The sequence below is a fragment of the Pseudodonghicola flavimaris genome, assembly GCF_030164425.1.
Classification (GTDB): Bacteria; Pseudomonadota; Alphaproteobacteria; order Rhodobacterales; family Rhodobacteraceae; genus Pseudodonghicola; species Pseudodonghicola flavimaris.
Genome location: NZ_JASNJD010000005.1, coordinates 244,166 through 266,847 on the forward strand (window position 1 = coordinate 244,166; position 22,682 = coordinate 266,847).

The window sequence follows — 22,682 nt, forward strand, 5'->3', positions numbered from 1 at the left end:
TAAGGCGACCCGTTGGGTCCTATGTAGGTGAGGGGCAGGGCTTAGTCCACTGTTCCGCGCAAGTGAAAGGAGCCCTTGAATGTACCTGTTTCTGGCCTTTCTGGCCGTTCCGATCATCGAAATCGCCCTGTTTATCCAGGTCGGCGGGTTGATCGGACTGTGGCCGACCCTGGCGATCGTGGTGTTGACCGCGGTGCTGGGCAGCTGGCTGATGCGCAGCCAGGGACGGCTGGCAATGGGGCAGTTGCGGCAAAGCTTCTCCACTCTCGACGACCCGACCGAACCGCTGGCGCATGGGGCGATGATCCTGATCGCCGGTGTATTGTTGCTGACGCCCGGGTTTTTCACCGATGCGACGGGATTTGCCCTGCTGATCCCGCCAGTGCGGCGCTGGGTGTTCCGGTTCGCCCGGTCCCGCGTCAGTGTGGCGCGGTTCCAGATGGGCGGCGCGACGATGTATCAGGCCGGGTTCCAGTCCGGCCCCGGGCCGCGGCCACCGCATCCGGCCCGAGGCGATGACATCATCGATGGCGAGTTCACCGAGGTGACACCGGACAAACCCCGCCGCGGACCGCCCTCCGGCTGGGTCGAAGGCCCCGACCGCAGGCAGGATTGAGCTGGACCGGGCAAGCTGGTAAGCAGGGTCAAACCGATATCAGGGAGACCTCCATGTCCGAAAACGGTGCCGACGCCCCGCAGCAACCTCAGGTGCAGATGAAGATCCTGGGCCAGTACATCCGCGATCTGTCGTTTGAAAATGTCATGGCGCAGCGTGGCGCCTCGGGCGAGGTTCAGCCCGACGTCAGCGTGCAGGTGAATCTGGACGCCAAGAAGCGCCAGGCGGACAACCAGTATGAAGTGATCATCAAGCTGAAGATCGAATCCAAGGCCAAGGGCATGGATGACGTGCTCTTCATCCTGGAGATCGAATATGTCGGCCTGTTCCTGATCCAGGGTGTGCCGGAGGACCAGTTGCATCCCTTCCTGCTGATCGAATGCCCGCGGATGCTGTTCCCCTTCCTGCGCCGCATCGTCAGCGACGTGACCCGCGACGGCGGTTACCCGCCGCTGAACCTCGACAACATCGACTTCGTCGCAATCTATCGCAACGAGCTGGCCCGCCGTCAGGCGGCCGCCCAGGCACAACAGCCGGCCGACGCGTAACCGTCGCCAGCGGGGGCGCTGCCCCCGCACTCCGGGATATTTTCAACCAGAAAAAGACCCGGCCGGAAGAGACAGAGGGCGTCCGATGAAACCGGGCGCCCTTTTGCTTTTCCGGCTCAGCCGCGGCGCCACAGTGGACTGTCGCCGAGCTTGTCCAGAAACGCCTCATGCGCGGCCTGTTCGGCCGCGGTGATCCGCGGCGGCAGCGACACCGGGCGCGGTTTCGGGCGCCAGTCGCTGTCGGTATCGGCCGGGCCGCGACTTTGTTCGACATTCAGCGCGAAATCGGGCTGCCGGCCGCCGATCAGTTCCAGGTAGACATCGGCAAGGATTTCAGAGTCGAGCAGCGCGCCGTGCAGCGTCCGGGCGGAATTGTCGATGCCAAACCGCCGGCACAGGGCATCTAGCGAGACCTGGGCGCCGGGAAACTTCTTGCGGGCGATGGCCAGCGTATCGATCGCCTGCTCCCAGGGGAGCTCCGGCAGCCCCATCCATTTCAGCTCGGCATTGAGGAATTTCATGTCGAAACTGGCATTGTGGATCACCAGTTTGGCATCGCCGATGAAATCCAGAAAGGCCTGGCCAACCTGGGCAAACACCGGTTTGTCACTGAGGAATTCCTCGCTCAGCCCATGCACGCGGAAGGCGTCTTCGGGCATGTCGCGCTGCGGGTTGATATACTGGTGATAGGTGTTGCCGGTCACCATGTGGTTGTGCAGCTCCACCGCGCCGATTTCCACGATACGGTCGCCGGCATGCGGATCGAAGCCGGTGGTTTCGGTGTCGAGTACGATTTCACGCATGCGGCAGGCTCCTTCGGATCGCAGCCACGATCTCGCGCACCTGGGCGCGGGCGTGGTCGGGCGTATCGGTGATCACCACATAGTCGGCGCGGGCGCGTTTGTCCGCATCCGGCATCTGTTTGTTGCGGATCTGCTCGAACTGCGCCCGGGTCATGGTGCCGCGCGCCATCACCCGGGCCTCCTGCACCTCGGGCGGGGCGGAGACGGTGACGGTGGCGTCCATCTGCGTCTCTCCGCCACCCTCGAAGAGCAGCGGGATGTCGAAGACCACGATATCGGTCGTCGCGGTTTCCCGGAACCGGGCGCGGTCCTCTGCCACCAGCGGGTGAACGATCGCCTCGATCCGCTTCAGCGCGCCGGGCTCTGCGGCAATGATGCGTTTTAGCACATCGCGGCTGACCGCCCCGTCGATCACCGCCTCGGGGAAGGCGGCCTGCATCGGCGCAACGGCGGCGCCACCGGCGGCATAGAGACGGTGCACCGCCGCATCCGCATCCCAGAGCGCGCAGCCCTCGTCGACGAACATCTGCGCCGTGGTGCTCTTGCCCATACCGATGGAGCCGGTCAGGCCGAGAGAGAAACTCATGCCAGCACCGCCTGGCGGGTGGCCTCGTCGACCTCAGGACGCTGACCGAACCAGCGTTCGAACCCGGGCACCGCCTGCCAGATCAACATGCCCAGCCCGTCGACGGTGGTGGCGCCAGCCGCGTCAGCTACCTGAAGAAGGTGCGTTTTCAAAGGGTTATAAACCAGATCGGTGACCACGGTGCGACCATCGATCCCATCCAGTGGCACCCGCAGTTCGGGTTTCCCCAGCATCCCGAGCGAGGTGGTGTTCACCACCAAGCCGGCCTCTTCGACGATATTGCCCGCCTGTACCCAATCAACCACATGCAGACGCTGGCCGAAATCCTCGCGCAGCTGATCGGCGCGGGTGCGGGTACGGTTGGACAGCAGGATTTCAGGCACGCCGGCATCGAGCAGGGCAGAGATCACTGCCCGTGCCGCGCCCCCGGCGCCGAGGATTGCCGCAGGCGCGGCCGTCGGATCCCAGCCGGGCGCGCCACGGCGGAGGTTCTCCATGAAGCCGTAGCCATCGGTGTTATCGGCGATGATCTTGCCCTCCGCCGCGAAGGTCAGGGTGTTTGCGGCGCCGATCAGGGTGGCGCGATCGGTGACCTGATCGGCGATGCTCAACACCTTTTCCTTGTGGGGAATGGTGATATTGCAGCCGACAAAGCCCATTTTCGGCATCATCCGCAGCACCGCCTCTAGATCGTCTGCGGCGACTTCCATCGGTATATAGTGCCCGGCGATCCCGTAGGTCTTCAGCCAGTGGCCATGCAGCAGCGGCGATTTCGAATGGGCGATGGGGCTGCCGATCACCCCAGCCAGCGGAATTCGGGTTGCAGTCACGAGTCGATCTCTCCCCTCAGCATCAGAAAGTTCAGAAGCTCCAGCAGCGGCAGGCCCAGGACATTGAAATAGTCGCCGTCGATCCGGGTGAACAGGCACACACCCTCTTCTTCGAGCTTGTAGCCGCCAACCGCCTGGCGAATGCTGTCCCAGTTGCGCGCCACGTAATCGGCGAGATAGCCGTCAGAGGCCTGGCGCATGCTCAGCCGCACCTGTCCGATATGACGCCATTCCGGCTGGCCGTCGCGGCAGATCACCGCAGCCGACAGCAGCTTGTGCTGTTTGCCGCGCATCGCCTTCAGCTGATCCAGCGCCTGGTCCGGGCTCTCGGGTTTGGACAACAGACGACCGTCGAACTCCAGAACCTGATCGCAGCCCAGCACCAGCGCGCCGGGGTGCTTTTCGCTGACCTTGCGCGCCTTCAGTTCTGCCAATGTGTCGGCGATGTCGCGGGGCGGGGCGGTCTCGGCCAGAAGGGCGGCTTTCACCGTCTCCTCATCCACGCGGGCGGGCCGGATCTCGACCGCGACACCGGCATTTTGCAGCAGGCGGGCGCGAATTTGGGAGCTGGAGGCCAGGATCAGGGGGACAGACATGTGGAAAACCCGGTGAAAGAGCCGCGGACAGTACCGGAATGGTTCTAGGCAATCTGGCCGGGCACGCAAGCCCCGGGGGAAAACCCGGCAGTTTCGGCTGAGTCGCCCTGCAACAATCCCGGCTGGATAAGGATAACCGGGATCCGCGGGACGACTCGGGTTGTCCTGAATAATCCCGGAGTTATCCCCAGAGGTTAACGATTTTATGAAATCGTAAGTCTCTAGTTTAAAAGAACAAAGGTTATTTTTCCCGGGGACCTCTGACAGGTGCACGATTTCTGTCCCCATGGTGGATAACTGGCCGGACAGATGAATAATCCACCGATGTCGCACCCCCTACTTAATCATCATCCTTTCTTCTTTTCTTTCTTATTATTAGGAAGACACCACCCGAGCGGCGCGAGGCAGCCATGAGCGATTTCCTGATCATCCTGTATCCCTGGATTAAATCCCTGCACGTCATGGCAGTGCTGTCCTGGATGGCTGGGATCTTCTATCTGCCGCGGCTTTACGTCTATCACGTGGAACAGGCTGAGAAGGTGAACGGGGCACCTGAAATCTTCTTCACCATGGAAGAGAAGCTCTATCGCTTCATCATGCATCCGGCGATGTATGTGACCTGGGTTTGCGGGCTGCTTCTTGTGATCACCCCGGGGATCGTCGACTGGACCCGGGTCTGGCCCTGGACCAAAGGCATTTCCGTGATCGCGATGACGCTGTTTCACCTCTGGCTGGGACAGCAGGGCCGGAGGTTCCGGGCGGGTGAGAATACCCTGACCGGGCGCCGCTATCGGATGATGAACGAGGTTCCGACGCTGCTGATGGTGGTGATCGTGCTGTCGGTGATCGTGAAGTTCTGATTGTCGCTTCGATGCGCCGATCAGATCCAGATTTGACTCAGCTCTGCGACTTCACTATGTAGTCGCGCAACTCGCCCGTCCGGGCGGCGTATTTTCCAGAAGTCGATGATCACAGCCTCCGCGTCCAGCGGGGTTCAAGGACCATAGTATCATGACCACCGAATCCCTGAATCTCTCCGACCTCAAGGCCAAGAGCCCGAAGGATCTTCTGGCGATGGCCGAGGATCTGGAGATCGAAAACGCCTCGACCATGCGTAAGGGCGAGATGATGTTCCAGATCCTGCGCGAACTGGCCGATGAAGGCTGGGAAATCGGCGGCGATGGCGTGCTGGAAGTGTTGCAGGACGGATTCGGCTTTCTGCGCTCGCCTGAGGCGAACTATCTGCCGGGCCCCGATGACATCTATGTCAGCCCGGACATGATCCGGCAGTATTCGCTGCGCACCGGCGACACCGTCGAAGGGCAGATCAAGGCGCCGAACGAAAGCGAACGCTATTTCGCGCTGACCAATGTCACCAAGATCAACTTCGAGCCGCCCGAAAAGGCCCGTCACAAGATTGCCTTCGACAACCTGACGCCGCTTTATCCCGACGAACGGCTGAAGATGGAGATCGAGGATCCGACGGTCAAGGACCGTTCGGCCAGGGTGATCGACCTGGTCGCCCCGATCGGGAAAGGCCAGCGGTCGCTGATCGTGGCGCCGCCGCGGACCGGTAAGACGGTTCTGTTGCAGAACATCGCCCATTCGATCGAGAAAAATCACCCCGAGTGCTATCTGATCGTCCTGCTGATCGATGAACGGCCCGAAGAGGTGACCGATATGCAGCGTTCGGTGAAGGGGGAGGTGGTGTCCTCGACCTTCGACGAACCGGCAACCCGCCACGTCGCTGTGTCGGAGATGGTGATCGAGAAAGCCAAGCGCTTGGTCGAGCATAAACGAGATGTTGTGATCCTTCTCGACTCGATCACCAGACTTGGTAGGGCGTTCAACACCGTGGTGCCTTCTTCGGGTAAGGTTCTGACCGGTGGTGTCGACGCCAACGCGCTGCAGCGACCGAAACGCTTCTTCGGCGCGGCGCGGAATATCGAAGAGGGCGGGTCGCTGACCATCATTGCCACCGCGCTGATCGATACCGGCAGCCGCATGGACGAGGTGATCTTCGAGGAATTCAAAGGCACCGGGAACAGCGAAATCGTGCTGGATCGCAAGATCGCCGACAAGCGGGTGTTCCCGGCCATCGACATCCTCAAGTCCGGCACCCGGAAAGAGGATCTTCTGGTCGACAAGGTCGATCTGCAGAAAACCTTTGTTCTGCGCCGCATCCTCAACCCGATGGGGACCACCGACGCGATCGAATTCCTGCTGTCGAAGCTGAAGCAGACCAAGTCGAATTCGGAATTCTTCGATTCCATGAACACCTGAGCGCGGATTTTCCGCGTGGAGCCCGGCGATGGATACGATCTTCGCTTTGGCCACGTCCCGGGGCAAGGCCGGCGTCGCCGTCATCCGTATTTCCGGCCCGCTGGCCCATGCAGCTGCAGCGCGGCTGGGGGGGGGGGATCTGTCCGCGCGGGGGATGACGCTCAGGTCGCTGCGCGATGAAAGCGGCGCGGCGCTGGACGATGGGCTGGTCCTGACCTTTGCGGCGCCGGCCAGTTTCACCGGCGAAGATGTGGCAGAGCTGCAGGTGCACGGCAGTGTGGCTGGGGTTTCGGCAATCCTCTCTGCACTGGGGCGGGTTCCGGGGCTGAGGCTGGCGGAGCCGGGTGAATTCACCCGACGCGCACTGGAAAATGGCAAGCTCGACCTGGCGCAGGTCGAAGGCTTGGCCGATCTGATCGATGCAGAGACCGAAGCACAGCGCAAACAGGCGCATCACCTGCTGCAGGGTGCGCTGGGAGATCTGGCTGAGGGCTGGCGCCGTGATCTGATCCGCGCCGCCGCGCTGATCGAGGCCGTGATCGATTTTGCCGATGAAGAGGTGCCAACGGATGTCACGCCGGAGGTGCGACAGCTGTTGGACCGGGTCGATGCTGATCTGACACGTGAAACCGCCGGTGTTCGCATGGCCGAGCGGATTCGCGAAGGCTTCGAAGTGGCGATCATCGGCAAACCCAATGCCGGGAAGTCGACGCTGCTGAATGCGCTGGCCGGGCGAGAGGCGGCGATTACCTCGGAACACGCCGGGACCACGCGCGACGTGATCGAAGTCTGGATGGATTTGGCCGGGCTGCCCGTGACCCTTCTGGATACCGCAGGTCTGCGGGATACCGAAGATGCAGTGGAAGGGATGGGGATCGCTTTGGCGCGAAAGCGGGCAGAGGCGGCGGATCTGCGGGTGTTTCTGGCAGAGCCGGGAGAGGAGCTGGAGGTTGCCTGGCGAGCCGGCGATATCCGGGCCCGTCCCAAGGCGGACAGGTTGACTGAGAAATCCGGCGCCATCTCTGGCCTGACGGGAGAGGGGCTGGATTGGCTGGTGGCGGAAATCGGTCGTGAACTGTCGGATCGATCTGCTTCTGCCGGGATTGCGACGCGGGACCGTCATCGCGCGGCAATGGAGCGGGCGCGCGCCGGTCTCGATGCGGCTCGGAGCATTCTTGAACGCGGCCCTGAGATGTATGATATCGCTGCAGAAGAACTGCGGAACGCGATTCGAGCGCTTGAATCTCTGGTTGGCCGCGTCGATGTCGAAAATCTGCTGGACGAAATCTTCGCCAGTTTCTGCCTGGGTAAGTGAGGAGTGTTTCACGTGAAACATTCGGACATGGATGTGGTTGTGATCGGGGGCGGTCACGCGGGGGCGGAAGCCGCCCATGCGGCGGCGCGGATGGGTGTTCGCACCGCACTGGTCACGCTGCGGCGGGCAGATCTGGGGGTTATGTCCTGTAATCCGGCCATTGGTGGGCTGGGTAAAGGCCATCTGGTCCGCGAAATCGACGCGCTCGATGGGGTGATGGGGCGAATCGCCGACAAGGCTGGTATTCAGTTTCGTCTGCTGAACCGCCGCAAGGGCCCTGCGGTGCAGGGGCCGCGTGCCCAGGCCGATCGGGCGCTCTATCGTGCGGCGATGCTGGCAGAGACCGAGGCGCGTTCGGGGCTGGAGATTGTCGAGGGAGAAGCTGTCGATTTCCTGATGCAGGGGGATCGCGTCGCTGGCGTGGTTCTCGCGGATGGATCGGAGATTCCGGCCAAGGCGGTGATTCTGACCTCTGGCACCTTCCTGCGCGGTGTTATCCATATCGGTGATGTCCGCCGCCCGGGGGGACGTTTGGGGGACCGCCCCTCTGTCCCGCTGGCGGAGCGGATGGACGGGTTCAATCTGCCGTTGGGTCGGCTGAAGACCGGTACGCCGCCGCGATTAGATGGGCGCACCATTGCCTGGGACGGTCTGGAAACGCAGCCCGGGGACGATGATCCGGTGCTGTTTTCCTTCCTGTCCAAGACGGTTCAGGCACCGCAAATTTCCTGCGGGATCACCCATACCAATCCGCGTACGCATGAGATCATCGAACGGAACCTGTCCCGATCCGCGATGTATGGCGGGCATATCGAAGGGGTTGGGCCGCGCTACTGCCCCTCGATCGAAGACAAGATCGTGCGTTTCGCCGACAAGAGCTCGCATCAGATCTTCCTGGAACCGGAAGGGGTCAATGATCACACGGTCTATCCCAACGGTATCTCGACCTCTCTGCCAGAAGACGTGCAGGAGGCTTATGTCCGCTCTATCGCAGGGCTGGAGAATGCGGTGATCCTGCAGCCGGGATATGCCATCGAATACGATTACGTCGATCCGCGGGCGCTGAGCCTTCAACTCTCAGTCAAGGATGTGCCCGGCCTATATCTTGCGGGGCAGATCAACGGGACCACAGGATATGAGGAGGCTGCCGCGCAGGGCCTGGTGGCTGGGCTGAATGCGGCGCTCGCGGTGCAGGGACGGGAACCGGTCGTCTTCCGCCGCTCCGACAGCTATATCGGGGTGATGATCGACGATCTCACCACCCGTGGTGTCGCTGAACCCTATCGGATGTTCACCTCCCGTGCCGAATTCCGCCTGTCGCTGCGCGCTGATAACGCCGATCAGCGTTTGACTCCGCTGGGGATGGAGCTTGGCTGTGTCGGCGTCGGGCGCGAAGCCGCCTTTATCGACAAGATGGAGCGGCTGGATCAGGCGCGGTCGCGGCTGATCGGGCAGAGCTTTACGCCGAAACAGGTGGCAGAGGCCGGAATTCGGGTCAATCAGGACGGAACGCGACGCAGCGGGATGGATGTTCTGGCCTTCCCGGATGTCGGATTCGAGGATGTTTTGCCGCTGGACCCCGAGCTTGAGGCGGTGGACAGCGACACGCGGCGCCAGCTGGAGCGGGAAGCACTCTATGCGAATTACATTTCCCGGCAGCAGAAAGATATCGATGCCCTGAGGAGGGACGAGGCGCGGACCATCCCGCAGGATTTCGATTATGGCGAGATCGACGGGCTGTCGAATGAGCTGAAGCTGAAACTTGGACGTGCCCGGCCCGAAAACCTGGCGCAAGCCGCGCGGGTCGATGGGATGACGCCGGCGGCTCTGGCGCTGCTGCTGTCTCGTCTGCGGCGCGGTCCAGAGGCCCGGCGGGCATGAGGGGGGCAGGGGCGCTGCTGGAAGAGCTCAATGTTTCACGTGAAACATTGTCGCGGTTGGAGACCTTCGCCGAGCTTCTGAAAAAGTGGAACCCGAAGATCAATCTGGTCTCCCGTGCCAGCCTTGAGCACCTCTGGACCCGCCATATCGTGGATTCGGTGCAGGTTTTCCGCTGTGTGAGGCCGCAGGGCCAATGGGTGGATATGGGCAGCGGTGGCGGATTTCCCGGTGTCATCGTTGCCATCCTCGCCGCAGAAGAGGCGCCGGAGCTGGCGGTGACCTTGATCGAAAGCGATCAGCGCAAATCGGCCTTTTTGCGCACCGCCGCGCGGGAATGTGGCGTGGCCTGCAAGGTTCTCTCCGACCGAATCGAATCGGTTCCGCCACAGCAGGCGGATATCCTCTCGGCGCGGGCGCTGGCCGATCTCGATGCTTTGTTGGGCTTTGCGGAGCGGCATTTGAAGTCAACCGGCACGGCATTGTTCCCGAAAGGAATTTCCTGGGGAAAAGAATGTGAACAAGCGCGCCGGCGATGGAATTTCTCAGCTCAGCCGATTACCAGTAAGACAGAACCCGATGCGGTGATTTTGAAAATCGAAGGAGTGTCGCGTGGCTGATCTGTCCCGCCCCGAGGGGCCGAAAATCATCGCCGTCGCCAACCAGAAGGGTGGGGTGGGCAAGACCACCACGGCGATCAACCTGGCCGCAGCGCTGGTCGAATGCGGGAAGCGGGTGCTTCTGGTGGATCTGGACCCGCAGGGCAATGCCTCGACCGGGCTGGGAATCGAAGCCGAAGACCGCGACATGACCAGCTATGAGCTGCTGGTCGAAGATGTACCGCTGGTTGAGGTCATTCATGCCACGGATATTGACGGGCTGGCGATCGTGCCGGCAACGGTTGATCTGTCCTCCGCCGATATTGAGCTGATGTCGAACGAAAAGCGCAGTTTTCTTTTGCACGACGCGCTGCGACAGCCGGCCATGGACGGATTCGCCTGGGATTACATCCTGATTGATTGCCCGCCGTCGCTGAACCTGCTGACGGTCAACGCCATGGTGGCGTCGCATTCGGTTCTGGTGCCGCTGCAAAGCGAATTTTTCGCGTTGGAAGGGCTGTCGCAGCTGATGCTGACGATCCGGGAAGTGCGCCAGACCGCGAATCCCGAGCTGCGGATCGAAGGTGTGATCCTGACGATGTACGACCGGCGGAATAACCTGTCGCAGCAGGTGGAAAAGGACGCACGCGATAATCTGGGCGATCTGGTGTTCAAGACCATGATCCCCCGCAACGTCCGGGTGAGCGAGGCGCCGTCCTACGCCATGCCGGTGCTGAATTACGATTCAAATTCGCAAGGGGCGGTGGCCTATCGCGCTCTGGCGCGCGAATTGATCGGAAAACACGAAAAAATCGCCGCCTAAGCGGTGGGGAGAGAGGCATGATGGCAGAGAACAAAAGAAACAAACCCCGGGGTCTCGGCCGCGGGCTGTCGGCGCTGATGGCGGATGTCACTCCCGATCCCGTGGCAACTGCGGATCAGGGACCGCGGCGCCCGGATCAGATGCTGCCGATCGAGCGCTTGAAGCCCAATCCCGACCAGCCGCGTCGTACCTTCAATCCCGAGGATCTCGACGATCTGACTGCCTCGATCAAGGAAAAGGGCGTTATTCAGCCTCTGATCGTGCGTCAGAAGGGCGAGGACTACGAGATCGTCGCCGGGGAACGGCGCTGGCGGGCGGCGCAAAAGGCGCAGCTGCATGAGGTGCCGGTGCTGGTGCGCGACTTCGACGATACCGAAGTGCTGGAAATCGCCATTATCGAAAACATCCAGCGCGCCGATCTGAACGCGGTGGAGGAGGCGGCGGGATATCGCCAGCTGATGGACAAGTTCGGCCACACTCAGGAACGGCTGGCCGAGGCGCTGGGGAAAAGCCGCAGCCATATCGCCAATCTGCTGCGACTGCTGTCGCTGCCCGGCGACGTGCAGGAAATGGTCAAGGACGGTCAGCTTTCTGCGGGTCACGCCCGGGCGCTGATCACCTCGGACAAAGCCTCGGAATTGGCGAAACAGGTGGTGCGTGGCGCGCTGTCGGTGCGCGCGACCGAGGCTTTGGTCAAGAAGGAACAGCGCGGCGATGTGGCGAGCCCGGCGCGGCCGAAGCCGGTTGCCGCCGAGAAGGACGCCGACACCAAGGCGTTGGAAGGCGATCTGTCGGCGATGTTGGGGATGAAGGTGGTGATTGATCACAAGCCGGGTGGCGAAGCCGGGCAGATCAGCATCAAATACGAAACGCTGGATCAACTGGACGAGATCTGCTCCCGCCTCAGTAGCTAGGCCGGGTCCAGAGGAAGATCAGAACCGCGCCGAGGACGGCGGCCTGGATTAGCAGGATCAGCGGCCGCACGCCCAGCACCACCGAGACCAGGAAAACCGCGACAATGGACAGCGTGGCCAGCCGCTTTGCCCGCGGCCGGATCGCGCCGGAGCGATTCCAATCCTCGATCAGTGGCCCAAAGGTCTTGTGCGACAAAATCCAGTTGTGCAGCCGCGGGGACGAGCGGGAAAACAGGAAGGCCGCCAGCAGCATGAAGGGCACGGTGGGAAGCAGGGGCAGAAAGATGCCCACAATCCCCAGCCCGACGCTGATCAGTCCAAGTCCCGCCCAGAGAAAGCGCATGGGTTACCCCGCCAAAAGCTCCCGAATGATAGCATTGAGGATCGGCCAGCCGTCCTCGGTCACCATCAACCGGTTTCCATCCACCTCGATCATGCCCAGATCTGAGAGATAGTCCATTCTCTCGGCAGGCAAGGGGGCGCCGTATAGCGCGGCGAAACGCCCCATATCTAGACCTTCTTTCAGGCGCATACCCATCATCAGGTATTCGTTTGCCTGATCTTGCGGGGACAGCACGGTCCTGACCGACTCGCCGGATCCCACCGCAACCGCCTGCGTCCACAGGCCGGGCGCGCGGTGGCATTCGGTGGCGAAGCGTTGGCCCGCAATGCTGATCCGGCCATGGGCGCCGGGTCCGATGCCGATGTAATCTCCATAGTGCCAGTAGATCAGGTTGTGCCGTGATTCCGCGCCGGGGCGGGCGTGGTTCGATACCTCATAAGCGGGCAGGCCGGCAGCCTCGCAGATCTCCTGCGTGGCAAAGTACATATCCGCAGCCAGGTCGTCGTCGGGCAGGCCGCGCAGCTTGCCGGCATTGTAGCGATCGCCGAAGGCGGTGCCCTGTTCGATGGTCAGCTGATAGAGCGACAGATGATCGACCGCCATCGACAGCGCTTGGCGCAGTTCGGCCTGCCAGTCGGCCAGGTTCTGCTCCTGACGGGCATAGATCAGATCGAAACTGACCCGGTCAAAGCAGGCCCGGGCGATATCGAAGGCAGCGCGGGCCTCTGCCACCGTGTGGATGCGACCCAGACGGCGCAGATCGGCATCGTTCAGCGCCTGCACCCCCATGGAAATCCGGTTGACCCCGGCATCGCGATAGCCGGCAAAGCGTCCGGCCTCGACCGATCCCGGGTTGGCCTCCAGCGTGATCTCGATGTCATTGGCAAAGGGCCAGTGGCTGCGGGCGGCGTCGATCACTGCGGCGACGGTCTCGGGCGCCATCAGGCTGGGGGTGCCACCGCCGAAGAAGATCGCGTTCAGCACCCGGCCCGGGGTTTCGGCGGCGGTGCGCCGAAGCTCGCTTAGATAGTCCCTGACCCAGGCGGTCTGGTCGATTTCACGGGATACATGGCTGTTGAAATCGCAATAGGGGCACTTGGCCTGACAAAACGGCCAATGCACATAGAGGCCAAAGCCCCCGTTGCGCCAGTCCTCAGCCGAAACAGCCGGCAACGAAGGCCTCCACGGCCTTGGCACGATGGCTGATCTTGTTCTTTTCCCAGCGGTCCATTTCACCGAAGGTGATGTCATAGCCCTGGGGCACGAAGATCGGGTCATAGCCGTGACCTTCGCTGCCTCGCATCGGCCAGACCACCTGCCCGGGCATCACGCCTTCGAACACTTCGTCGTGACCGTCCGGCCAGGCCAGAACCAGGGTGCAGCGGAATTGCGCGGTGCGGGGATGCGGTGCATTTCGCGCCTCCAGCTCATCATGGGTGCGAGTCATCGCCATGATGAAATCGCGCCCGTTGGGGGTTTCGGCCCAATCGGCGGTATAGACCCCGGGGGCGCCGTCCAGCGCGTCGATGGTAATGCCGGAATCGTCCGACAGCGCCGGCAGGCCGGTGGCCTTGGCGGCGGCATGGGCCTTGATCCGGGCGTTGCCGACAAAGGTATCCTCGGTCTCCTCCGGTTCCGGCAGGTTCATCGCCGCAGCACCGACCACTGTCACTCCGAAGGGCGCCAGAAGATTTTCCATCTCTTCCAGCTTGCCCTTGTTGTGGGTGGCGATCAGCAGCCGGTCGCCGGTGAATTTGCGGGTCATTCGGTGGCGGCCTTCTGAAGCGCGACCAGTTCCTGCACACCCTTGTCGGCGAGGTCGAGCAATTCGTCCATCTGGGCGCGGGTGAAGGTGGAGCCTTCGGCGCTCATCTGCACCTCGACCAGACGGCCGGAGCCGGTGAGGATAAAGTTGCCGTCGACGCCGGCATCGCTGTCTTCGAGGTAGTCGAGATCCAGCACCGGCTGGCCGGCGTAGATGCCGCAGCTGACGGCAGCGACCGGGTCGATCAGCGGATCAGAGAGCACGTCACCGGCCTTCATCAGCTTGTTGACGGCCAGCCTCAGGGCCACCCAGCCACCGGTGATCGAGGCGCAGCGGGTGCCGCCATCGGCCTGGATCACGTCGCAGTCGATGGTGATCTGGCGTTCGCCCAGGGCGACGCGATCGACGCCGGCGCGCAGGGCGCGGCCGATCAGCCGCTGGATTTCCACGGTGCGGCCACCCTGTTTGCCGCTGGCGGCCTCGCGGCGCATCCGGGTGTTGGTCGACCGCGGCAGCATGCCGTATTCGGCGGTGACCCAGCCGAGGCCGGAGCCCTTGATGAAGGGCGGCACGCGTTCCTCGATGGTGGCGGTGCACAGCACGTGGGTATCGCCCATCCGGATCAGACAGGAGCCTTCGGCGTGTTTTGTCACACCCGTTTCGATTGAAACCGGGCGAAGTTCGCTTAAATCTCGTCCAGAGGGTCGCATGGGAATTCCTTTGTTACACAGGGTCGGGATACCGTCCGGCAGCCCCGGTATGCAACCCCGATTGACCCCTGAACGACCTTCGTGCCAATTGGTCTGTGATGGCAGGACGCCATGGGAAAGCGGATGAACGAAGCGACGAAACTTCTGGAAGAGCTGAACGACCGTTCACGCGAGGTGTTCCGTCTGGTCGTTGAGTCCTATCTGGACAGCGGCGACCCGGTGGGCAGCCGCACCCTGGCCCGATCGCTGAGCGAAAAGGTCAGCGCGGCGACGATCCGCAACGTGATGCAGGACCTGGAATACCTGGGCCTGCTGGACAGCCCGCATGTCAGCGCCGGTCGGGTGCCGACCCAGATGGGGCTGCGGATGTTCGTCGACGGCTTTCTCGAGGTGCGCAACCTAAACCCCTCGGATCGAGACATGATCGATGCGACCCTGTCATCGGGCAATGACAAGGATGTCGGCGGCCTCCTGGACCGGGTCGGCGCGGCGCTATCGGGGGTGACTCATGGCGCCTCTCTGGTGCTGTCGCCGAAACATGAGGCCGAGCTGCGCCATATCGAATTCGTGTCTCTGGCGCCGGACCGGGCGCTGGTGGTGCTGGTGATGGCTGATGGCCATGTCGAAAACCGGCTGTTCACGCCACCGCCGGGGCAGACGCCCAGTTCGATGCGCGAGGCGGCGAATTTCCTCAATACGCTGATCGAGGGGCGCACGTTGAGCGAGGCGCGCGAGGTGATCCAGCGCGAGATCGCGGCGCGGCGGCAGGAGATCGACAGCCTGGCGCGCGCGATGGTGGAGAGCGGCCTGGCGGTCTGGGACGACAGCGAGGGCGATTCGGCCCGGCTGATCGTGCGCGGCCGGTCAAATCTGCTGGCCGAAGAGGGCTATGGCGACGAGCTGGAGCGGATCCGGACCCTGTTCGACGATCTGGAGCGCAAGCGCGATATCGAGCAGTTCCTCGACCTCACCGAAGAGGGGGAGGGGGTGCGGATTTTTATCGGTTCGGAGAACAAACTTTTCTCACTTTCGGGTTCCTCTTTGGTGGTCTCTCCCTATATGAACGCGGATCGAAAAATCATCGGCGCGGTGGGGGTGATTGGACCCACCCGCCTGAACTACGGCCGTATCGTTCCGATCGTGGATTATACGGCACAACTGGTCGGCAAGTTGATCTCCGACCGGAGTTAGAGGTGACATATGGCAGAGCCCAAGAACGACGATTTTCTGGACGATATCGAAGCCGCCGAGGCGGAGGAGCTTTCTGAGGAAATGGCTGAAATTGACGCCGACGCCGCTGAGATCGACGCCCTGCGGGCCGAGCGGGACGACTACAAGGACAAGTTCATGCGGGCGCTGGCGGATGCGGAAAATTCCCGCAAACGCGCCGACAAGCAGCGTCGCGAGGCGGAGCAATACGGCGGCTCGAAACTGGCCCGCGACATGCTGCCGGTCTACGACAACATGAAACGCGCCTTGGAGGCCGCGGGCGATGAACAGCGTGAGGTTTCCGCCGCGCTGATCGAGGGGATCGAACTGACCATGCGCGAGCTGCTGAACGTCTTCGGCAAGCATGGGATCGAGCTGGTGTCCCCGGCCGTGGGTGAGAAATTCGACCCGCAGCTGCATCAGGCGATGTTCGAGGCCCCGGTGCCCGGTACCAAGGCCGGCGATATCATCCAGGTGGCGGCGGAAGGTTTCCTGCTGCACGACCGGCTGCTGCGCCCGGCGCAGGTGGGCGTGTCGTCGACCCCGGCGTCGTGATCGGAACGCGCCCCCCCTGGGGCGCGTGCCTCCGGCGGGGATATCTGGGGCCAGAAAAAGACCCCGTATCAGGCCCGGACCGGCAGAGCGAGAGGATGAGGAAGGCGCCCCTGGGGGCGCCTTTTTGTTGTCAGCCGCGCCCGGCTTCCTTGAGCCGGTAGATCAGATCGAGTGCGTCGCGCGGGCTGAGATCGTCGGGGTGGATCTGGTCCAGCAGCGCCTCCACCGCCGATGTCTGCGGTTCGGGCGCCGGCGGCGGCGGCGGCGCGGCGGCGAAGAGCGGCAGATCGTCGATCAGCGCCTTCGCCTTGCCGTGGCCTTCGCGGTCGCCCTGTTCCAGCGCGTCGAGCACCACCCGGGCGCGGGCCACGACCGAGGCGGGCAGGCCAGCGAGCTGCGCTACCTGCACCCCGTAGGAGCGGTCGGCGGCGCCCTTTTTCACCTCATGCAGGAAGATCACCTCACCCTCCCATTCGCGCACGGCGACGGTGGCGTTTTCCACCCCGGTGAGCTTTCCGGCCAGTTGGGTCATCTCGTGATAATGGGTGGCGAAGAGGGCGCGGCAGCGGTTGACGTCGTGCAGATGTTCCAGCGTCGCCCAGGCAATGGACAGCCCGTCATAGGTGGCGGTGCCGCGGCCGATTTCATCGAGGATCACCAGCGCGCAGTCATCGGCCTGGTTGAGAATGGCGGCGGTTTCGACCATCTCGACCATGAAGGTGGAGCGGCCGCGCGCCAGATCGTCGGAGGCACCGACACGGCTGAAGATCTGGCTGACCAGACCGATATGGGCAGCATCGGCCGGCACGTAGCTGCCGATCTGGGCCAGCAGTGCGATCAGCGCGTTCTGTCGCAGGAAGGTGGATTTACCGGCCATGTTGGGGCCCGTCAGCAGCCAGATCGCGGCGCGGTCCTCGGCCGAGAGGTCACAGTCGTTGGCAACGAAATTGCCATCGCCCTGCTGGCGCAGCGCCTGTTCCACCACCGGGTGGCGGCCGCCGTCGATACGGAAGGCGCGGGAGCTGTCGATGCGTGGCAGGCTCCAGCCCTCGGCCCGGGCCAGATCGGCCAGGCTGGTGGCCAGATCGAGCTCCGCCAGGCCACGGGCGGCGGCGTTCAGGTCGGGGGCGCAGGCCAAAACCGCCTCTGACAAGCTTTGATAGAGCCGCTTTTCGATTTCCAGCGCGCGATTGCCGGCGTTGAGGATGCGGGTTTCGAGATCCGACAGTTCCACGGTGGTGAAGCGGATCTGGTTGGCGGTGGTCTGGCGGTGGATATAGGTCTCCGACAGCGGCGGCGCCTGCATCCTCGCCGCATGGGTGGCGGTGGTTTCGATGAAATAGCCCAGCACATTGTTGTGCTTGATCTTCAGCGACGAGACGCCGGTGTGTTCGGCGTATTTCTGTTGCAACCGGGCAATGACCGAGCGGCCTTCGTCGCGCAGGGTGCGGGCCTCGTCCAGATCGGGATCGTAGCCTTCGGCGATGAAACCGCCATCGCGGGCCAAAAGCGGCGGTTCGGCGATCAGAGCAGTCTCTAACAAGGCAGAAAGGTCGTCGAAGCCGACCAGGGCCGCGGTGGCGCCGGTCAGGTGATCGGGTAGGTCGCGCGTGGTGCAGAGCGCGGCGATATCGGCGGCCTGACCCAATGCGTTGCGGATCGCGGCCAGATCGCGCGGGCCGCCCCGGTCCAGCGACAGCCGCGACAGCGCCCGGTCCATATCCGGTGTCTTCTTCAACCGGTCGCGCAGATCGGCGGCAAAGCTGCTGTCCTCGACAAAGGTGGTGACGGCGTCCTGACGGGCGTGGATCACCGCCAGGTCCCGGCTGGGGCTGGACAGCCGCTGTTCCAGCAGCCGGGCGCCGCCGGGGGTGACGGTCCGGTCCATCACCGACAGCAGCGATCCGGCCCGCCCGCCGGAGAGGGAGCGGGTCAGTTCCAGGTTGCGTCTTGTGGCGGCGTCGATCTGGACGATGCGGTCCTGCGCTTCGCGCTGCGGTGTCTGCAGCAACGGCAGCTTGCCCTTTTGCGTGATGTCCAGATAATCGATCAGCGCGCCCATGGCCGACAGCTCGACCCGGGAAAACGTACCGAAGGCTTCGGGCGTGTTCACGTTGAACAGCGCGCAGATGCGCTTTTCCGCCGCGGTGCTATCGAAACTGGCGCGGGCCAGCGGGGTCATCGCGATGCCGAGATCCGAGACCAGGGCGTGTTTCTCGCGTTCCAGCGTTTCGGGCAGCACCAGTTCCGACGGCGCCAGGCGGGCCAGCTCGGGCGACAGCCGCACCGGGGTGATCGGCATCACGTGAAAGGCGCCGGTCGAGATATCGGCCCAGGCCAGCGCTGCCTGATCGCGGATCTCGGAATAGGCGACGAGGAAATTGTGCCGCCGTGCTTCCAGCAGCGAATCCTCGGTCAGGGTGCCGGGGGTGACCAGACGGACCACATCGCGCCGAACCACCGATTTAGAGCCGCGTTTCTTCGCCTCTGCCGGGCTTTCCATCTGTTCGCAGACGGCAACCCGAAAGCCCTTGCGGATCAGCGTCAGCAGATAGCTTTCGGCGGCATGAACCGGCACGCCGCACATCGGGATATCTTCGCCCGCATGTTTGCCGCGCTTGGTCAGCGCGATATCCAGCGCCTCGGAGGCGGCCACCGCATCATCGAAGAACATCTCGTAGAAATCGCCCATGCGATAGAACAACAGCGCGTCGGAATGCTGGTCCTTGATTTCGAGATATTGCGCCATCATCGGCGTGACGGTGGTCAAGGTCTGGCTCCTCTCTCTGGCGGACGTCGGCGACCTTACAAATGCCTCCCGGGGGGCGAAAGGCGAAAACGCAGCGTTGAGAAGGCCGGGGCGCTGGGATAAGACAGCCCGCGACCCTGTGAGGAGACAGTCACCATGGCCAAGTCTAAGATCACCGACGAAGAGGCACTTGCCTTCCATCTCGAACCCACCCCGGGCAAGTTCGAGATCCGCGCGACCGTGCCGATGACCACCCAGCGGGATCTGAGCCTGGCCTATTCTCCCGGCGTGGCGGTGCCCTGTGAGGCGATCGCGGAAAACCCCGAAACCGCCTATGATTACACCAACAAGGGCAACCTGGTGGCGGTGATCTCGAACGGCACCGCGGTGCTGGGGCTGGGCAATCTCGGCGCGCTCGGTTCGAAACCGGTGATGGAAGGCAAGGCGGTGCTGTTCAAGCGCTTCGCCGATGTGAATTCCATCGATATCGAGCTCGATACCGAGGATCCTGAGGAATTCTGCCGGGCGGTGAAGCTGATGGGGCCGACTTTCGGCGGCATCAACCTGGAAGACATCAAGGCGCCCGAGTGTTTCATCATCGAGCAGCGCCTGAAGGAAGAGATGGATATCCCTGTCTTCCACGACGACCAGCATGGCACCGCGGTGATCTGTGCCGCCGGTCTGATCAACGCGCTGCATCTGTCGGGCAAGAAGATCGAGGATGTGAAGATCGTCCTGAATGGCGCCGGCGCCGCCGGGATCGCCTGTATCGAACTGCTCAAGCGGATGGGCGCGCGGCACGAGAACTGCATCGTCTGCGATACCAAGGGTGTGATCTATCAGGGCCGCACCGAGGGGATGAACCAGTGGAAGTCCGCCCATGCGGTGAAGACCGAGCTGCGCAGTCTCGAAGAGGCGATGGTTGGCGCCGATGTCTTTCTGGGGGTGTCGGTCAAGGGCGCGGTGACCCAGGACATGGTTGCCGCCATGGCCGACAACCCGGTGATCTTCGCCATGGCCAACCCCGATCCGGAAATCACCCCGGAAGAGGCGCATGAGGTGCGGATGGATGCCATCGTCGCCACCGGCCGCAGCGATTATCCGAACCAAGTGAACAACGTCCTGGGCTTTCCCTACCTGTTCCGGGGCGCGCTGGACATCCACGCCCGCGCCATCAACGACGAGATGAAGATCGCCTGCGCCCGGGCCCTGGCCGAACTGGCGCGGGAGGATGTGCCGGACGAGGTGGCGCTGGCCTATGGCAAGGCGCTGAGCTTTGGACGCGATTACATCATCCCGACCCCCTTCGATCCGCGGCTGATCCACCGCATTCCGGCAGCGGTGGCCAAGGCGGGGATGGACACCGGCGCGGCGCGGCGGCCGATCATCGACATGGACGCCTATGAGCTGACGCTGAAGAGCCGGATGGACCCGACCGCCAGCATCCTGCGCAGCATGAACACGCGGGCGCGCTCGGCGCAGTCGCGGATGATCTTTGCCGAGGGCGACGATCCCCGCGTGCTGCGGGCGGCGGTGACCTATCAGCGCTCCGGCTTCGGCAAGGCGCTGGTGGTGGGCCGGTCCGACGATGTGAAGGCCAAGCTTGAAGCTGCCGGACTGGGCGATGCGGTGCGCGAGCTTGAGGTGGTCAATGCCGCCAACACCACGCATCTGCCGGCTTATAAGGATTTCCTTTACGAGCGGCTGCAGCGCAAGGGCTTCGACCAGAAGGATGTGCACCGTCTGGCGGCGCGCGATCGCCATGTGTTTGCCGCGCTGATGCTGGCGCATGGCCATGGCGATGCGCTGGTCTCTGGCGCGACGCGGAAATCGGCCCATGTGCTGGAGCGGATCAACCATGTGTTCGATGCCGATGCCGCCCATGGCGCCGCCGGCATCACCGCCGTGCTGCACAAGAACCGGATCGTGCTGATCGGCGATACGTTGGTGCACGAATGGCCGGACGAAGAGGACCTGGCCGATATCGCCACCCGCGCCGCCGGCGTGGCGCGGCATATGGGGCTGGACCCCCGGGTGGCCTTCGTGTCGTTCTCCACCTTCGGCTATCCGGTGTCGGAACGGGCGGAAAAGATGCACCTTGCCTCTGACGTTCTGGACCGCCGCGGGGTCGATTTCGAATACGAAGGCGAAATGACCGTGGATGTGGCGCTGAACGCGCAGGCGCAGAAATCCTATCCCTTCTCGCGTCTGACCGGGCCGGCGAACATCCTGATCGTGCCGGCCCGGCATTCGGCCAGCATTTCGGTCAAGCTGATGCAGGAAATGGCCGGCGCCACGGTGATCGGGCCGATCCTGACCGGGGTGAACAAGCCGATCCAGATCTGTTCGACCGTGTCGACCGCCAACGACATCCTGAACATGGCGGTGCTGGCGGCCTGCGGGATCGGCTGATCCGATGGCGATCTGGAACCTGGGGTCGATCAACGCCGATCTGATCTATGCCGTACCGCATCTGCCCACAGCGGGGGAAACCCTGGCGGCGACGGCGATGGACAGGTTCCTGGGCGGCAAGGGGGCCAATATGTCGGTCGCCGCCGCCCGTGCCGCCGCCCATGTCCGCCATATCGGCGCGGTGGGAGCAGATGGCGGCTGGATGGTGCAGCGGCTGCTGGAATACGGCGTCGATACCCGCCATATCGCGCGTCTCGACGGGGCGAGCGGCCATGCGCTGATCTTTGTCGACGCCGCCGGCGAAAATCAGATCGTGATCTTTCCAGGTGCCAATCGTGCGGTGCCGGAGACGGCGATTCAGGCCGCCCTGGCCGAGGCCGGCGCCGGCGACACGCTGCTGATCCAGAACGAAACCAACGGTCAGGCACTGGCCGCCCGGATCGGGCGCGATCTGGGGCTGCGCACCGCCTATGCCGCTGCTCCCTTCGATGCGACGGCGGTTCAGGCGGTTCTGGACGATCTGGACATGCTGATCCTGAACGCGGTGGAGGCGGCGCAGCTGGAGGCCGCGACCGGGCTGTCGCCGGCGGCACTGCCGGTGCGCGACGTGATCGTGACGCTGGGGGCAGAGGGCGCCCGGCATTTCGACACTGTTTCTGGAGAATTCCGCGATTATCCGGCGGTTCCGGTCACGCCCGTCGATACCACCGGGGCCGGCGATACATTCACCGGCTATGTGCTGGCAGGGCTGGATCGCGGCATGGCGATGCCACAGGCGATCACCCAGGCGATGCGCGCGGCGGCGATCATGGTCACTCGCCATGGCACCGCAGATGTGATCCCCGATCTCAAGGACGTGCTGGCCGCCCGTTTCAGCTGAAGGTTTGCCCAGACCCCTCCGGCCCGAGGGCTCAGCCCAGATCGGCGTGCGGCAGGATATAGTGATGCTGGCCGTCGGGATGGGCGACGAAGATCACGACAGGGGCGTTTGGCCGATCCACTGCGCCATTGTTCTGGGCGATCAGGGCGTGATCGCCAAACCCGGCATGGCTGGCCGCAGCGCCCAGAGCGATGAAGCCCATCAATGCGAGCGTTTTCAGCAGTTCGATCCGTTGCATGTCGCGTCTCCTTCTCAAGCGAAGTCGTGA

Annotated in this window: 23 protein-coding genes; 13 read left to right on the forward strand and 10 right to left on the reverse strand. The window is 63.4% G+C overall.

From position 1 onward, the window contains the following. The first annotated feature begins 79 nt into the window (after nucleotides 1-79). Both QO033_RS09175 and secB read left to right on the forward strand, forming a co-directional pair. The gene (locus QO033_RS09175) at nucleotides 80-616 is read left to right on the forward strand and encodes an FxsA family protein (protein ID WP_284480660.1); all 537 of its coding nucleotides are present in this window, start codon (nucleotides 80-82) and stop codon (nucleotides 614-616) included. 53 nt (nucleotides 617-669) lie between these two features. Beyond that, nucleotides 670-1,164, forward strand: coding sequence for a protein-export chaperone SecB (secB, locus tag QO033_RS09180; RefSeq protein WP_284480661.1), 495 nt, complete (start codon nucleotides 670-672; stop codon nucleotides 1,162-1,164). A gap of 116 nt (nucleotides 1,165-1,280) precedes the next feature. Here secB and dnaQ read toward each other — a convergent pair whose 3' ends face one another. The 4 genes from dnaQ to QO033_RS09200 are packed head-to-tail and all read right to left on the reverse strand — an operon-like array spanning nucleotide 1,281 to nucleotide 3,979. Continuing rightward, on the reverse strand, nucleotides 1,281-1,967 hold the full coding sequence (gene dnaQ / locus QO033_RS09185; protein ID WP_284480662.1) for a DNA polymerase III subunit epsilon: 687 nt from the start codon (nucleotides 1,965-1,967) through the stop codon (nucleotides 1,281-1,283). Continuing rightward, nucleotides 1,960-2,553, reverse strand: coding sequence for a dephospho-CoA kinase (gene coaE / locus QO033_RS09190; RefSeq protein ID WP_284480663.1), 594 nt, complete (start codon nucleotides 2,551-2,553; stop codon nucleotides 1,960-1,962). Before coaE ends, dnaQ begins: the two co-directional genes overlap by 8 nt. Next, nucleotides 2,550-3,383, reverse strand: a complete 834-nt coding sequence (locus QO033_RS09195) for a shikimate dehydrogenase (RefSeq protein WP_284480664.1) — start codon at nucleotides 3,381-3,383, stop codon at nucleotides 2,550-2,552. The genes coaE and QO033_RS09195 overlap by 4 nt, the downstream gene beginning before the upstream one ends. Continuing rightward, on the reverse strand, nucleotides 3,380-3,979 hold the full coding sequence (locus tag QO033_RS09200; RefSeq protein WP_284480665.1) for a Maf family protein: 600 nt from the start codon (nucleotides 3,977-3,979) through the stop codon (nucleotides 3,380-3,382). Before QO033_RS09200 ends, QO033_RS09195 begins: the two co-directional genes overlap by 4 nt. 410 nt (nucleotides 3,980-4,389) lie before the next feature. On the opposite strand from QO033_RS09200, the gene QO033_RS09205 reads away from it, so the two are divergent. From QO033_RS09205 to QO033_RS09235, 7 genes are all read left to right on the forward strand, one after another. After that, the gene (locus tag QO033_RS09205; protein WP_284480666.1) at nucleotides 4,390-4,839 is read left to right on the forward strand and encodes a CopD family protein; all 450 of its coding nucleotides are present in this window, start codon (nucleotides 4,390-4,392) and stop codon (nucleotides 4,837-4,839) included. A 151-nt stretch (nucleotides 4,840-4,990) separates the two neighbouring features. Next, entirely contained in the window at nucleotides 4,991-6,262 is a 1,272-nt protein-coding gene (gene rho / locus QO033_RS09210) for a transcription termination factor Rho (protein WP_284480667.1), read from the forward strand. 28 nt (nucleotides 6,263-6,290) lie between these two features. Further along, nucleotides 6,291-7,577 (forward strand): tRNA uridine-5-carboxymethylaminomethyl(34) synthesis GTPase MnmE, encoded by a 1,287-nt coding sequence (gene mnmE, locus QO033_RS09215; RefSeq protein ID WP_284480668.1) that lies wholly within the window; start codon nucleotides 6,291-6,293, stop codon nucleotides 7,575-7,577. Between the two features lie 12 nt (nucleotides 7,578-7,589). Continuing rightward, on the forward strand, nucleotides 7,590-9,458 hold the full coding sequence (gene mnmG, locus QO033_RS09220; RefSeq protein ID WP_284480669.1) for a tRNA uridine-5-carboxymethylaminomethyl(34) synthesis enzyme MnmG: 1,869 nt from the start codon (nucleotides 7,590-7,592) through the stop codon (nucleotides 9,456-9,458). Continuing rightward, the gene (rsmG, locus tag QO033_RS09225; RefSeq protein WP_284480670.1) at nucleotides 9,455-10,075 is read left to right on the forward strand and encodes a 16S rRNA (guanine(527)-N(7))-methyltransferase RsmG; all 621 of its coding nucleotides are present in this window, start codon (nucleotides 9,455-9,457) and stop codon (nucleotides 10,073-10,075) included. The genes mnmG and rsmG overlap by 4 nt, the downstream gene beginning before the upstream one ends. After that, nucleotides 10,068-10,877: a ParA family protein gene (locus tag QO033_RS09230; protein WP_284480671.1), complete on the forward strand. Its 810-nt coding sequence runs from the start codon at nucleotides 10,068-10,070 to the stop codon at nucleotides 10,875-10,877. The genes rsmG and QO033_RS09230 overlap by 8 nt, the downstream gene beginning before the upstream one ends. Before the next feature lie 20 nt (nucleotides 10,878-10,897). Then, a complete protein-coding gene (locus tag QO033_RS09235) occupies nucleotides 10,898-11,791 on the forward strand; it encodes a ParB/RepB/Spo0J family partition protein (protein ID WP_284480732.1) in 894 nt (297 codons plus the stop codon). Here QO033_RS09235 and QO033_RS09240 read toward each other — a convergent pair. From QO033_RS09240 to rph, 4 genes are read right to left on the reverse strand one after another with little or no spacing between them, the layout of a single operon-like run. After that, on the reverse strand, nucleotides 11,781-12,134 hold the full coding sequence (locus QO033_RS09240) for a YbaN family protein (protein WP_284480672.1): 354 nt from the start codon (nucleotides 12,132-12,134) through the stop codon (nucleotides 11,781-11,783). The two genes, QO033_RS09235 and QO033_RS09240, sit on opposite strands and share 11 nt — an antisense overlap. Before the next feature lie 3 nt (nucleotides 12,135-12,137). Then, on the reverse strand, nucleotides 12,138-13,307 hold the full coding sequence (gene hemW, locus QO033_RS09245) for a radical SAM family heme chaperone HemW (protein WP_284480673.1): 1,170 nt from the start codon (nucleotides 13,305-13,307) through the stop codon (nucleotides 12,138-12,140). Continuing rightward, entirely contained in the window at nucleotides 13,288-13,899 is a 612-nt protein-coding gene (gene rdgB / locus QO033_RS09250; protein ID WP_284480674.1) for an RdgB/HAM1 family non-canonical purine NTP pyrophosphatase, read from the reverse strand. The genes hemW and rdgB overlap by 20 nt, the downstream gene beginning before the upstream one ends. Beyond that, a complete protein-coding gene (gene rph / locus QO033_RS09255) occupies nucleotides 13,896-14,609 on the reverse strand; it encodes a ribonuclease PH (RefSeq protein WP_284480675.1) in 714 nt (237 codons plus the stop codon). The genes rdgB and rph overlap by 4 nt, the downstream gene beginning before the upstream one ends. 123 nt (nucleotides 14,610-14,732) lie before the next feature. On the opposite strand from rph, the gene hrcA reads away from it, so the two are divergent. Continuing rightward, a complete protein-coding gene (gene hrcA, locus QO033_RS09260) occupies nucleotides 14,733-15,800 on the forward strand; it encodes a heat-inducible transcriptional repressor HrcA (RefSeq protein WP_284480676.1) in 1,068 nt (355 codons plus the stop codon). Nucleotides 15,801-15,809: 9 nt separating this feature from the next. Then, entirely contained in the window at nucleotides 15,810-16,373 is a 564-nt protein-coding gene (locus QO033_RS09265; RefSeq protein WP_284480677.1) for a nucleotide exchange factor GrpE, read from the forward strand. Nucleotides 16,374-16,503: 130 nt separating this feature from the next. Here the strand turns inward: QO033_RS09265 and mutS are convergent, their stop codons facing one another. Continuing rightward, nucleotides 16,504-19,125 carry a DNA mismatch repair protein MutS gene (gene mutS, locus QO033_RS09270; protein WP_284480733.1) on the reverse strand — a complete coding sequence of 874 codons (2,622 nt, stop codon included), beginning with the start codon at nucleotides 19,123-19,125 and terminating at the stop codon, nucleotides 16,504-16,506. 153 nt (nucleotides 19,126-19,278) lie between these two features. Here mutS and QO033_RS09275 point away from each other — a divergent pair, with 153 nt between their 5' ends. Further along, complete coding sequence (locus QO033_RS09275) at nucleotides 19,279-21,534, forward strand: NADP-dependent malic enzyme (RefSeq protein WP_284480678.1); 2,256 nt, start codon at nucleotides 19,279-19,281, stop codon at nucleotides 21,532-21,534. Nucleotides 21,535-21,538: 4 nt separating this feature from the next. After that, nucleotides 21,539-22,414 carry a ribokinase gene (locus QO033_RS09280; RefSeq protein ID WP_284480679.1) on the forward strand — a complete coding sequence of 292 codons (876 nt, stop codon included), beginning with the start codon at nucleotides 21,539-21,541 and terminating at the stop codon, nucleotides 22,412-22,414. 31 nt (nucleotides 22,415-22,445) lie between these two features. On the opposite strand, the gene QO033_RS09285 is transcribed toward QO033_RS09280, so the two are convergent. Beyond that, on the reverse strand, nucleotides 22,446-22,652 hold the full coding sequence (locus tag QO033_RS09285) for a hypothetical protein (RefSeq protein ID WP_284480680.1): 207 nt from the start codon (nucleotides 22,650-22,652) through the stop codon (nucleotides 22,446-22,448). Nucleotides 22,653-22,682: the final 30 nt, after the last annotated feature.

Bases quoted from the DNA above. Each gene is read 5' to 3' on its own strand.
- mutS (WP_284480733.1), bottom strand. From the start codon at position 19,125: ATGATGGCGCAATATCTCGAAATCAAGGACCAGCATTCCGACGCGCTG.
- hrcA (WP_284480676.1), top strand. From the start codon at position 14,733: ATGAACGAAGCGACGAAACTTCTGGAAGAGCTGAACGACCGTTCACGC.
- QO033_RS09205 (WP_284480666.1), top strand. From the start codon at position 4,390: ATGAGCGATTTCCTGATCATCCTGTATCCCTGGATTAAATCCCTGCAC.
- rph (WP_284480675.1), bottom strand. From the start codon at position 14,609: ATGCGACCCTCTGGACGAGATTTAAGCGAACTTCGCCCGGTTTCAATC.
- QO033_RS09265 (WP_284480677.1), top strand. From the start codon at position 15,810: ATGGCAGAGCCCAAGAACGACGATTTTCTGGACGATATCGAAGCCGCC.
- rho (WP_284480667.1), top strand. From the start codon at position 4,991: ATGACCACCGAATCCCTGAATCTCTCCGACCTCAAGGCCAAGAGCCCG.
- coaE (WP_284480663.1), bottom strand. From the start codon at position 2,553: ATGAGTTTCTCTCTCGGCCTGACCGGCTCCATCGGTATGGGCAAGAGC.
- QO033_RS09240 (WP_284480672.1), bottom strand. From the start codon at position 12,134: ATGCGCTTTCTCTGGGCGGGACTTGGACTGATCAGCGTCGGGCTGGGG.
- rdgB (WP_284480674.1), bottom strand. From the start codon at position 13,899: ATGACCCGCAAATTCACCGGCGACCGGCTGCTGATCGCCACCCACAAC.
- QO033_RS09280 (WP_284480679.1), top strand. From the start codon at position 21,539: ATGGCGATCTGGAACCTGGGGTCGATCAACGCCGATCTGATCTATGCC.
- rsmG (WP_284480670.1), top strand. From the start codon at position 9,455: ATGAGGGGGGCAGGGGCGCTGCTGGAAGAGCTCAATGTTTCACGTGAA.
- mnmE (WP_284480668.1), top strand. From the start codon at position 6,291: ATGGATACGATCTTCGCTTTGGCCACGTCCCGGGGCAAGGCCGGCGTC.
- QO033_RS09200 (WP_284480665.1), bottom strand. From the start codon at position 3,979: ATGTCTGTCCCCCTGATCCTGGCCTCCAGCTCCCAAATTCGCGCCCGC.
- dnaQ (WP_284480662.1), bottom strand. From the start codon at position 1,967: ATGCGTGAAATCGTACTCGACACCGAAACCACCGGCTTCGATCCGCAT.
- QO033_RS09275 (WP_284480678.1), top strand. From the start codon at position 19,279: ATGGCCAAGTCTAAGATCACCGACGAAGAGGCACTTGCCTTCCATCTC.
- QO033_RS09285 (WP_284480680.1), bottom strand. From the start codon at position 22,652: ATGCAACGGATCGAACTGCTGAAAACGCTCGCATTGATGGGCTTCATC.
- secB (WP_284480661.1), top strand. From the start codon at position 670: ATGTCCGAAAACGGTGCCGACGCCCCGCAGCAACCTCAGGTGCAGATG.
- QO033_RS09175 (WP_284480660.1), top strand. From the start codon at position 80: ATGTACCTGTTTCTGGCCTTTCTGGCCGTTCCGATCATCGAAATCGCC.
- QO033_RS09235 (WP_284480732.1), top strand. From the start codon at position 10,898: ATGGCAGAGAACAAAAGAAACAAACCCCGGGGTCTCGGCCGCGGGCTG.